The 12,199-nt window shown below is 47.0% G+C and carries 4 protein-coding genes; 2 read left to right on the top strand and 2 right to left on the bottom strand.

Annotated elements, in window-relative coordinates; genetic code table 11:
* Positions 1–25: 25 nt before the first annotated feature.
* Entirely contained in the window at positions 26–775 is a 750-nt protein-coding gene (locus tag GWO68_RS00805; RefSeq protein WP_162344491.1) for a TrmH family RNA methyltransferase, read from the bottom strand.
* A 4-nt stretch (positions 776–779) separates the two neighbouring features.
* Between GWO68_RS00805 and tamL the strand changes: the two genes are divergently transcribed.
* A complete protein-coding gene (gene tamL / locus GWO68_RS00810) occupies positions 780–3,230 on the top strand; it encodes a translocation and assembly module lipoprotein TamL (RefSeq protein WP_317164474.1) in 2,451 nt (816 codons plus the stop codon).
* A 410-nt stretch (positions 3,231–3,640) separates the two neighbouring features.
* Complete coding sequence (locus GWO68_RS00815; protein ID WP_162344493.1) at positions 3,641–10,027, top strand: T9SS type A sorting domain-containing protein; 6,387 nt, start codon at positions 3,641–3,643, stop codon at positions 10,025–10,027.
* 75 nt (positions 10,028–10,102) lie between these two features.
* On the opposite strand, the gene GWO68_RS00820 is transcribed toward GWO68_RS00815, so the two are convergent.
* Complete coding sequence (locus tag GWO68_RS00820) at positions 10,103–12,181, bottom strand: alpha-ketoacid dehydrogenase subunit alpha/beta (protein ID WP_162344494.1); 2,079 nt, start codon at positions 12,179–12,181, stop codon at positions 10,103–10,105.
* Positions 12,182–12,199: the final 18 nt, after the last annotated feature.

Below are 12,199 nucleotides of genomic sequence, written 5' to 3' on the forward strand. Positions count from 1 at the left end.
CTCTTTTTTTAGCTATAGTGCAAAGCTATAGTTCCCAGCGCCTGAAGTTATCTATTATAATGGCAGTGGCGGTTGCTACGTTCAGCGATTCGGCGTGGCCAAAAGCAGGAATTTTGATAAGCCGGTTTATTTGTCTGGCTACTTCCGGACGAATGCCGTTTGCTTCGTTGCCCATTACCACAATACCCTGCGGCTTTAACTTCATCTGGTGTATATTTTCGCCATCCAGCGAGGCGCCATAGATTTGGTGCATGGTAGCATGTTGTTGCAACCAGTTTTCGAGGTTAAGGTAATATACCTGCATGCGCGTAAAAGAGCCCATGGTGGCAGCAATAACTTTTGGGTTATAAAAATCGGCGCAGGTTTCGGAGCAAACTATAGTTTCGATGCCATACCAGTCAGCAATCCGGATAATGGTTCCAATGTTACCGGGGTCGCGGATGTCGTCGAGGGCAAGCACTAGGTCTGTGGGGCGTATAGTTATAGTTGGCAACTGGCGCATGTGGGCAACGGCCAGCGCCGCATTATTACTGGCATAAGTACCGGCACGTACCAGGTCCGCTTCCGATACTACGTCATAAGTTATACCTTTACTCAATAATCGGGAATGCTCCTTTTCAAAGCTTTCGGTTACGTATACATGCTGCAGCTCAAACCCGGATTGCAGTAATTCGATAACACTTTTTGCACCCTCCACCACAAAGGCTTGGTGTTGGTTGCGGTATTTTTTTACTTGCAACGAGTTTATATATTTTATAACTGCTTTCGATAACATAACTGTGGTCCGTTTGAAGTCACGATTTTACATATTCGGTCTGTTAATTACAATTTTGTTTTCGGCAGGCTGCGTACCCACCAAAGATCTGGGCGAGGACGAACAGCTGTTGGTTAGCATAAAACCGAAAGGCGTACAGCATTTCGAACTGGCTGCTATCGAGAACCTTTATCAGCAGGAACCTAACCGCATGGTGCTTGGCTCTGCACCCTACTTATACATCTATAACGTAGGCAAAAAATTCTATAACCCGCCTAAAATAGACGAACGCATACAGAAAACGATAGACAAGTGGCGTGAAAAGGTGCAGCAGGCCGGTACAGATTCGGTGAAGATCAGGAGAATACGCGAGCGCTTTACGGACCGCGTGAGAAGGCTGCGGGAAAAAAAAGAAAAAGGAAATTTTCTGATGCAGGTAGGCGAACCGCCGGCCATCTACGACTCTACCTTGATGCAGCAAACTATAGACCAGATTGCAATTTTCCTTAACTCGCATGGGTATTTTAAGCACACCATCAGTTTTGAGAAAGAAGTAAAGAAAAAACTGGCCTATGTAACCCTGAACATCACCGAAAATGAGCCCTACCGCTACACTACGCTAAACTATAGCATACCCGATACGGCCATACTAGCACTGGTGCGGGCGTCGGCTGATAAATCGTTGTTGCAGATAAACGATATTTATAACGAAGATGAACTGACCGAAGAACGAACGAGGCTATTTGAATTGCTGCGCAATAACGGCTATTACGATTTTGCCCGCGCGTACATAGAGTTTGAGGTAGATACCCTTGGAAAACAAAACCAGGCCAGGGTTACAACTATAGTGCAGAATCCGGAAACCGGCGGACGCCACCAGGTATACTCCATCAACAAAGTATACTTTAAAACCGACACCGACCGCTTTGGCATTCCGCGCGATACGATAAAGTATAACAACATTAACTACGTAGCCTACGACCATAAATACTCCACCAAAATACTGGACAAGAAAGTAGACATTTACCCGGGGCAAAAGTATAGCCAGCTAAACACAGCTACTACCCAGCGCAAGCTCGCCGACCTCGACGTTTTCCAGTTTAACAATGTGCTATACAACAAAGTAATTGACCCTACCGACAGTACGAGTAACAATAAACTGAATGCCTTTATTAATGCGCTGCCATCTAAACGGTTCCAGGAAACGACTGAGCTTGGTTTAAACTATACCGAGCGTACGCCCGGCCCCTTCTCCAGTATCAGGCTGCGGGTGCGTAACGTTTTTGGCGGTGCCGAAAACCTGGACTTAGGGATACGTGGTGGTTTTGAGGGGCAGATAAGCTTAACAAACGACCTTAAAACGGTTATGATCAAGGAATTTGGCGGCGACATGTCGCTTTCTTTCCCTACTATACTTGCACCGGGAGGCCGCAACCTGTTAACCAAATATAGCCCCCGTACCCGTATTTACACAGGCTATACCAGCATAGACCGGCAGGAATACAAACGCGCCAGCTATGAACTGTCGCTGGACTACATCTGGCAAAAATCGCGCACACCGCTGCAGCCGCCTGTGTTGCAATACATCTTCTCGCCACTAAACCTGAATGTGGTGCAGGTAGATACGATATCCAAAGAATTTAAAGAAAACCTGGAGCGCTATAGCCAGGGAAACAGGTCGTTGCTCGAGAGTTTTAACAGCGCCTTTATCTCGTCCATGTCGTTTAATGTGATTTATAACACCAACGACTTTACACAGTCACGCAACGCACGCTATTTCCGGGGTTTGCTGGAAGTGGGCGGTTTGTCGCAGGAGTTAGGACTTAATGTAACGCTCGGCGACCTGCGCACCTACCAGTTTGCCCGCTTTAACCCCGATTACAGAAGATACATCCCGCTCGGTAATAAGCGCTTTTTTGTTTACCGCTTAAATACGGGCATTGCCACCCCAATCCTTAGCTCACGCATCCTGCCTTATGATAAATACTTTTTTGCCGGTGGGGCTTCCAGTGTGCGGGCATGGCAGTCGCGCAGGTTGGGGCCGGGCTCTTTTGCGCAGCTACGCGAAGTTACCCTTGACAATGGCGAAACGGTACTGGTGCGTGATTTTTTGGCTGAGCAACCAGGAGGAGTTTTAATAGAAGCCAGCACAGAATACAGGTTTAACATTTTCAGCTTCCTGAACGGTGCTTTCTTTGTAGATGCAGGCAACGTCTGGACTTTGCAACAGGATGTGGCCAGGCCGGGAGCTTCGTTCCAGTTCGATACCTTTTATAAAGAGCTGGCAGTTGGTACGGGCTTTGGCTTGCGTTTCGACCTGACAGTGCTTGTACTGCGCTTTGATTTTGCGACCAAAGTGTATGACCCGGGTGGTATAAATGGCAATAAATTCATACTTGGCGATTTCCGTTTCTCCGACTTCTTTACGCAAAACAACCAAAGCAATCTGAACATCGGTATTGGCTATCCTTTCTAACCATAGCGAGTAATTATAACTATAGCCTGTCCCCTATTTTAAAGGTGAGCGGCTCAGTTTTTTCAACTTTTTTTCGCAATTGGTCAGTTTTTTTTACTAATTAGTTTACTGATTGTTTGGTAGTTACGTTACCCGTGCAGGTACTTTAAAGAGTCATTTTTATGAGATAAGTATAATTCCTTTTTTGTAGGATGCAACTATAGCTATACCTGTGTTTAAACATCTTTTGCTTTGGTCACTTCTCCTTTCCGTTTTTCTGCTTTATTCTATTTGCTATAGCGTTTGAGGCAATTTTTAAACTGGAACTTACAACGTTTGTTTTCAGTTTGCAGTTTAACCCAATAAAAAAGCCTTAAACGGAAATAAGTTTTTTTGGTTGGGTAAACTCAGATAAAATTGCTGCATAGCCTATGAAACTACTGTTACGTGTTGTTTTTTTATTTCTTGTATTAGCTCCGGGATTTGTACTGGCAGAAGGTTCAAAAAACCTGACACCCAATTCTTCCGGCAGTTCAACGGACCTTACAAACCCGAATAACTCACGCGCCGGTTACCTGGCACACGATGCCAACTTTGCATCGGCGGCAGGCGTTGGCCCAACTTCGCTGAGTTTTCTTAAATCTCCGGGCTATAACTATAACGGAGCTACTTATTCCCCTGACCATCGCTTGTATGTGCGCGTACTTCCCGGCGAAAGCATCCACTTCGGGGTACACCGTACTACACACGACCAGGGCACGGGCAACCAAAACGACCTCACCATTACGGTAAGATACCGCTCCATTGATGGGACAGAATTAACTGCGGGCTCTCATACCCTAACCCGAAATAAATCATCTCAAAGGCAAATGCTGTTAAACCAGCAAAAGGGCGTAATCGATAACGCAGCCCAGGCCTTGGCCGGACCTGATGACCTGGCTGGTGCTGCCGGGTATAACAGTATAGCCTATACAAACAACGGGAGCACGTACCTGGATGTATTTTTCGAGTTTAACCAGGTAAATGAAGCAAGCCTTAGCCAGGAACAACGTTTTTCGGTTTATGATTACTGGGACTTTACGGTACTGGATGCAAATAAAAATGAGAAACCCGGCCGTATGTTCTCTAAACTATGGGCCTTTTCAGCTGGCGGTACCAATAACGTATTTTCCAAGAATTTTGACATGTACCCGCTTATACCAAGCGAAACGCAACCAGGAAAATACTTTGTAAAAGTGCTGGAACTTGCCGGTATAGCCCCTCAAAACTTTTTCAGGTTTGTAACCAATAGCATGGGTACCAACATGGGCGCAACATTTGAAGAGCGCCGCAAAAGCCAGACCTCAAATTCTGATTACCCCGAATACCTGAACTTCGTTAACAACCCCGACCCTGCCCTCTGGCCTACAGCCACTACTCCTACTTTTAGCGTTACGGCGCAGCCTTACTGCGTTAATTCTGTGACCGGCCGTGGCGGCGTAACCTTTACAGGCACAAGCTCTGAGAGCAGTACGTTTATGGTTCTCATCGACCTTAACAACAATGGCACTTACGACCCGGGAACTGCTGACATATTGCTGGAGAAAACCGGCCCGGCAGGTAACAAAGTAATTACCTGGGACGGCCTGAATGGCCTTGGCCAAGTGGTACCAAAAGGCACAACTATAAAATACTACTTTAAGAACGGAAGCGGCCGCTTAAACTTTCCGGTTTGGGATGCAGAAACGAACCTGGACGGTTTCAGGGTTGGAGAAGTGCGCCCTTTGCCAGCCGGTACGCCTACACTAAACTATAACAGTAAACTTTTCTGGGATGACTCTAATTTGTTGGCTTCCAGGTTTCCGGCGCCGCAGCAACAGTTATTTGGCCTGGCCTCTACCGGCGATTATTCAAATTTAAGTGGTGGACAGCATAAATGGGGAGCTAACAATGCTACCGCCGGCGACCTTTACACGATAAACACCTGGACGTACGGCTTCACCAACGAACAGGAACTGACACAGGTTTACACCTTTGATTGTTCGGCTGACCTGGCCGTTACGCATACTGTTTCGGGCGGTAACTATATCATCGGCAAACCTTTTACTTATACCATTACCGTACAAAACAACGGGCCGCAGCTAGCGTCAGGCATTATTCTAAAAGACCTGCTGGATGCAGCAAAGCTTACTTTTATCAGCGCTTCGGCCTCTTTGGGTACCTATAACAGCACTACCGGCGACTGGACCATCGGGGATATGGGGTCTGGTGCAACACGTACTCTGACCATTACGGCCTCTCCTAAAGTTACCGGAATTATAAGCCAGACAGCCACGATAACTGCTGCCCAGCAAACGGACCCCGTAACTACCAACAACAGCGCCACGGCTACGATAAATGTGTCCTCTGCTGCGGATATTGAAGTAAAGAACACGGCATCGGGCGCTACATTTAACAACGGTGATGAGGTAACCTATACTATAACTGCTAAGAACCTGGGCCCTAACAATGCCACCGGCGTTTCGCTGACCGACCTGTTACCTGCCGGGTTAACATTTGTGAGTGCATCGCCAACTATAGGTACTTATGATAAAACTACAGGCATATGGACTATAGGTAACCTGAATATTGCCCCAACGGCCACGCTGGTTTTAAAAGCAAAAACCACCACCCTGGGATCAATAACCACTACGGCCAGCCTGAATAACAGAAGCGGGTACGAACTAGACGACAATTCCTCTAATAATACATCATCTAATACGATCTCGGTTAACCCTTCGGCAGATGTTGACATAACGCATACTGTATCGAACCTAAACCCAAGCCAGGGCGAAACGATCAGGATTACGATACGCGCTAAAAACAACGGCCCCAACGAAGCGACCAATGTGGTGGTAACTAATGCCATTCCGGCAAGTTTCCAGGTAAAGCAGCCGGTTACCGTAACCACAGGTACTTACAACCCGACTACCTATACCTGGAACGTAGGTTCGATACCGGTAAATACCGTCCATTACATTGCTTATGATGTTATCGTAAATGCGAGCGGCTCTTATTCTGTAGTTTCGGCCCAGACGCATACGGAGCCGGATGGCGTTGCGGCAAATAACTCAGCTACCTCTACTATAACTGTAAGCGCAGCAGCTGACGTGGCAGTTACAAACACCATAAGCCCGGTTAAAACAGAATATGCGAATGGCGATGCTGTTACCTATACAGTTACGGTTACAAATAACGGCCCGAGCGCCGCAACGAATGTTACCGTTACAGATAAACTTCCTGCATCGCTTACATTTATGTCGGCTACACCATCAGTAGGCACTTATAACTCCACAAGCGGCGCCTGGGCTATCGGGAATCTTGCCGTTGGCTCCTCTGCTACTTTAACCTTACAGGCAACTATAAACCAAAGTGCTGTTATTACCACCACAGCTACCCAAACCCACACCGAAACAGATAACCTCAGCGACAATAACTCCGCATCCAATACCATCAGGTCTGGCTCGGGGCAGGTAACGGCAGATGTAGGGGTTAGTATTACCAGTTCTGCAGCTACCAGCTATACCGGCGATGAGGTAACTATAAAAGTGAAGCTCACAAACAATGGCCCGGATGCTGCAACTGGTTTGCAACTTACCTCGCTTGTACCATCCGGTATGTCGCTGGTGAAAAGTGCGCCCGGAACCGGAACATACGATGCTGCAACCGGCAAATGGATGGTGGGCAGCTTAGGGCCAGGTAATGTTACGGAGCTTATTCTTACGGTTAAATCCCTGCCAGATAATACGGTTACAGGTGATAAAACATACACATTCAATGCATCGGGCTTGAGCCTTAATGAAACCCAGGGCAGTAACCTGAATACTGATACCGGAACTGTAAATGTTGTAGTTAAAAAGAAAGCAGATGCAGTAACAACTATAGCAGTAACCGGCGATGTAAACGGTGTATTCTATCATAATGTAACGCAGGCAACTATAACTATAACCGTTACAAATGCTGGTCCAGACGTAATCACCAACCTGGTGGGCAGAGATACCAGAACCGGTTACCTGACTTTCTCGCTCGAAAATCCGCCGATACCATCTGAAGGTACATCTTACAGCATGAAAACCGGCGAATGGATCATACCTGTACTGCAACCTGGCGAAACAAAAACACTTGTTGTAAAAGGTATACCAAACACAACCGGCCGATTGAACCTGGGCGGTACAATAACTTCTATGGATCAGTTCGATCCGATTAAGGAAAATGACGTGGCCATAGCTTTATTTAACGTAGCTCCGGTAGCTGACCTCAAGGTGACCAACACCGTTGCTGCAGGGCCATATTATAACGGACAAACTACCACGTTTACGGTTACTGTCGAAAACCTTGGGCCGGATGCTGCCACAGGCGTAACGCTAGAAGACAAATTACCGGCCGGACTGGAGTTTGTAAGTGCTACAACCACAATGGGTACGTATAATGCTACAACCGGTATCTGGACGCTTGGCTCTGATGTGCTGCCCGCACAGGTACAAACTCTTACCATAACTGCCAAACCAACTATAGCAGGTACTTTAGAGACAATAGCGAAAGTTAAAACGGCTAACGAATACGATAAACTTGCAACCGATAACCAAGCAACTGCATCTATAACAACCGATAAAACAGCTGATATACGGGTATACTATAGTTTACCTGCCGAAACCCGGAATGTAGGGAAAGAAACCACCTTTACGCTTGAAGTTACAAACCTTGGCCCTGATGAAGCAACAGGCATTGCTGTGCAGGAAGTGTTTCCGGACGGCTTTACTTTTGTAAGTGCACTGCCTACTACAGGGACGTATGATGCCAGCACAGGCGTGTGGACCATACCAACACTGGCGAGTGGTATAAAAACGAATCTAACGTTTACGGTTATCCCGAACAAAACAGGTGCTATAACCAACTATAGTTACAAGATAACATCAGCAGAGTACGACCCGAACGGGCAAAACCTGCAGGCAGGTAATAACCGGATAACCATCCTTTTTAACATCAGCGACCGTGCAGCTACTTATTCTTCCAACAGTGTCAAAAACTTTTATGACTATAAGAAGAGTGACGTATTGGCTTACCCGACCGACCCGGATGGTAGCGTAACATCGGCCCGTTTAAATAATACGACCTTACCAAACGGACTGACACTGGAGAACAATGGTAAGTTAGTTGTCAGCGATCCGTTTAAACTGCGCCCGGGCACATACCTGGTAAGTATAGATCTGACGGATGAGTTTGGAAATACCACAACTATAACCAACCACACCATAACTATAAACGGTGACCGCGACGGCGATGGCGTTCCTGATTTTACAGATATAGATGACAACAACGATGGCTTACCAGATACGATGGTATCGGGAACGACAGACCCTTATGCCGATGAGGACAACGACGGCGAACTGAACTATAGTGACACTGGTTTCATCTCTCCGGGTGGTAAAACTTTTACAGATATAAATGGCGATGGCATAAACGACTGGTTTGATACAGATTTGGATGGTATCATCAATTCGCTGGATGTTGATATGGATAACGATGGCATACCAAATGCTATTGAAGCAAACGGGGGTACCATGCCAATGGCTTTTGGGTACAATACGGCTGCAGGCATATTAAATGGCGCCGTAAGCACAAATGGTATGACTATAGCCGCCCAGACAGCTGACAACAGTGGCATTACAAAGTATAGCCTTCCGGATTCTGACCGCGATGGAATAAAAGATATGTTTGACCTTGACTCGGATAACGACGGCTTACCAGACCTGATGGAGGCACAAACTACCGCCGGTTACCGCCTGCGCTATGGTACAGACAGTGACCGTGATGGACTGGACGATGCCTTTGACCCGACCTGTGGTTGTGCAACGGCTGGTGCTGGTGTAGTGCTCGTAAATTCAGACGATGATACGGTGCCAGACTACCTGGATACGAACAGTGATAACGACGCCATTTCAGATATGATCGAGTCGTTTGATGATAACAACAGTGGCGGCTCCGGCGATGATCTGATGCTACGAGCTGCCAATTTCACAAACGGTTATTACCCAAACACAGATCTGAACACAAACAAAACCGCTGATTGGCTGGATGATGATGATTTTAACGGGATTCAAAACTTTTTACAGTTTGGCCACAAGTATTATCATGACACCAACGGTAACGGCATTGTAGACCTGTTCGATCCGGCTAATTCGGGAACGGCGGTAGTTTACCAGTTAAACGCAAACAATAAAATGAATTACCGCGATGCCGGCGTTGTAACACCGCTACCCGTTTCTCTGGTCAGCTTCCAGGGTAAATTAAATGCGGATGGGGTTATGCTTAAATGGGTAACGGCATCAGAAAAAGACAACGACCGCTTCGAGATAGAGCGCAGTGCAGATGGCAAAACCTTTAAAACGATAGCTACTGTTAAAGGTGCCGGTACCAGTAACTCAAAACTAAACTATAGTTACCTGGATACTGTACTGCCGTTAACTATAGTTTATTATCGCCTGAAGCAGGTAGATATGGATGGCACATTTGTTTATTCCAGAACTGTTACGGTACAGCCTGCCCCACATACCGGCAAATCGTTGGTGACACTGTACCCGAACCCAGCAACAGAGAATGTAAACCTGGACCTACGCTTACTGCCACAAGGCGACTATACTGTAACTATAGTTAGCATGGATGGCCGTGTGGTAAACCGTTACCAGTTACAGAGTGGCGTAAACCATCAGGTAGAGATTGGGCACCTGGCAGCAGGCAAGTATATAATACGGGTGCAAGGCCAGCACTTTACCGAGAGCCACAGTTTACTGAAAAGATAAAGTTTAGCCAAATATATAAGTAAAGCCCCGCTATGTTTAGCGGGGCTTTCTGTTTATACCAACTATAGTTCGGTATTAGTAATTCAGCAGTTCTTCTATAATTGCAGCTACTTTATCAGGGTTTGGAAGCATCATTTTCTCCAGCTCCACATTAAGTGGTATAGCTGGCAGGTTAGCCGCACCCAACGTATATACCGGTGCATCCAACTGCTGGAAACATTCTTTCGAGATACGGCCAGCCAATGATTCTGCAAACGAATTCATTAATGGTTCTTCGGTTAATACCAGTGCTTTACCATGGCGCTTCACTGATGCAATAACCGCATCAAAATCCAACGGGTTAAGCGTGCGCAGGTCCAGGATCTCTACACTGCCCGGGAATTGTTTAGAAGCTGTTTTAGCCCAGTACACACCCATGCCATAAGTGATTACCGATATGGAGTTACCCATTTTAATTTCTTCTTCCGAAGCATGCTGCACTACATTGGCTTTGCCTAACGGCAGGATATAGTTCTCATCCGGCTCTATTGTTTTGGCATCTTCGGTTCCGGCAACTTTAGACCAGTACAGGCCTTTGTGTTCCAGCATTATTACCGGGTTCGGATCCAGGAAAGCGGCTTTCATCAGACCTTTCATGTCGGCTGCGTTGCTTGGGTACACTACTTTAATGCCTCGTATCGTTAGCAACGTAGATTCTATACTTCCGGAATGATAAGGGCCACCGCCACCATAAGCACCGATTGGCACACGAATCACAGACTGAATCGGAAATTTGCCCATCGACAGGTAACAGCTCTTCGATAGCTCTTCCACCAGCTGATTCATACCCGGCCAGATATAATCCGCAAACTGTATCTCAACTATAGCCTTGGCCCCAACCGCCGACATACCAGCCGTAGAACCAACTATATACGCTTCCTGAATCGGGGTGTTGAACACGCGGGCATCACCATATTTTTTAGCCAGCAAAGCTGCTTCCCGGAAAACACCACCCAGTTCACCGCCTACGTCCTGGCCATAGAACAGAGCTTCCGGGTAAGTTTTCAGAATATCGTCTACGGCATGTAGCGCAGCATCTACCATTATAGCTTTCTCAGCTCCTGCTGGTGTGCGTTCGCCTTTTTCTTCCGTTACTGACGTAGGGGCAAATTCGTGCTGGTCAAATGTAGTCGGCTCAGGGTTTGGTGCGTCCAACGCTTTCTGATAATCTGCAGCAACTATAGCTTGGGCTTCCTGCTCTAAACTATAGATTTCGTCTTCGGACACATCCAGGCTTAACAATGTTTGCTTTAGTCTTGGAATCGGGTCATTCACGGCGTGCTGCTGCAGGTTATCGCCCCGGTACCATTCGCGGCGCACACCTGATGTATGGTGGCCAAGCAACGGAACTTTGGCATGTACCAATATAGGCTTGCGAACTTCGCGGGCGTATTCAAAGGCAATACGCATGCCCTCATACGACTCAGCAAAGTCATAGCCGTTTACACGGAGGCGCTCCATGCCTTTAAAGCCGGCGGCATATTCATAGGCATCCATGGCACGCATCTCTTTGCCCGTTGCCGATATTCCCCAGTCGTTATCCTGTACCAGGTAAACGATTGGTAAACCTTTCAACACAGCCATCTGGAATGCCTCGGCCACTTCACCTTCCGTTACCGAGCCATCGCCCAGCGAACAAAGTACAACTGGTCTCTCTTCTCCGTTCAACAATCCCTGGTTCTCTAAATAAGCAATACCATGCGCCATACCTGTAGCCGGAATTGCCTGCATACCGGTGGCTGAGCTCTGGTGTGGAATAACCGGGAAACCTTCGCGGCGCAGCGACGGGTGACCGTAGTAGGTACGACCACCAGAGAAAGGATCATCTGCTTTGGCCATCAGTTGCAGCATTAGTTCATAAGGCTGCATACCTATACCCAGCAGTACAGAATCATCGCGGTAGTAAAGTGAGGCGTAATCGTACGATTTTAACTGGAACGCGGCTGCCAGTTGTATTGCTTCGTGGCCACGCGAGGTACTGTGTACATACTTGCTACAAATGGTTTTGTTTTCTTCGTAGGTATCTGCAAGGGTTTTGGCAGTTATCATCAGGCGGTAGGCTTTCTTCAGGAGCGCAACATCCACTTTAAAGTCTTCCAAAGTATCTTTTGACATAGTTTATACTTTTGTATT

It is taken from the genome of Pontibacter fetidus (genome assembly GCF_010119545.1).
Classification (GTDB): Bacteria; Bacteroidota; Bacteroidia; order Cytophagales; family Hymenobacteraceae; genus Pontibacter; species Pontibacter fetidus.

What these genes read in the sequence shown, in the direction of transcription:
- GWO68_RS00805 (WP_162344491.1), bottom strand. Translation starts at nt 775, where the DNA reads ATGTTATCGAAAGCAGTTATAAAATATATAAACTCGTTGCAAGTAAAA.
- GWO68_RS00820 (WP_162344494.1), bottom strand. Translation starts at nt 12,181, where the DNA reads ATGTCAAAAGATACTTTGGAAGACTTTAAAGTGGATGTTGCGCTCCTG.
- GWO68_RS00815 (WP_162344493.1), top strand. Translation starts at nt 3,641, where the DNA reads ATGAAACTACTGTTACGTGTTGTTTTTTTATTTCTTGTATTAGCTCCG.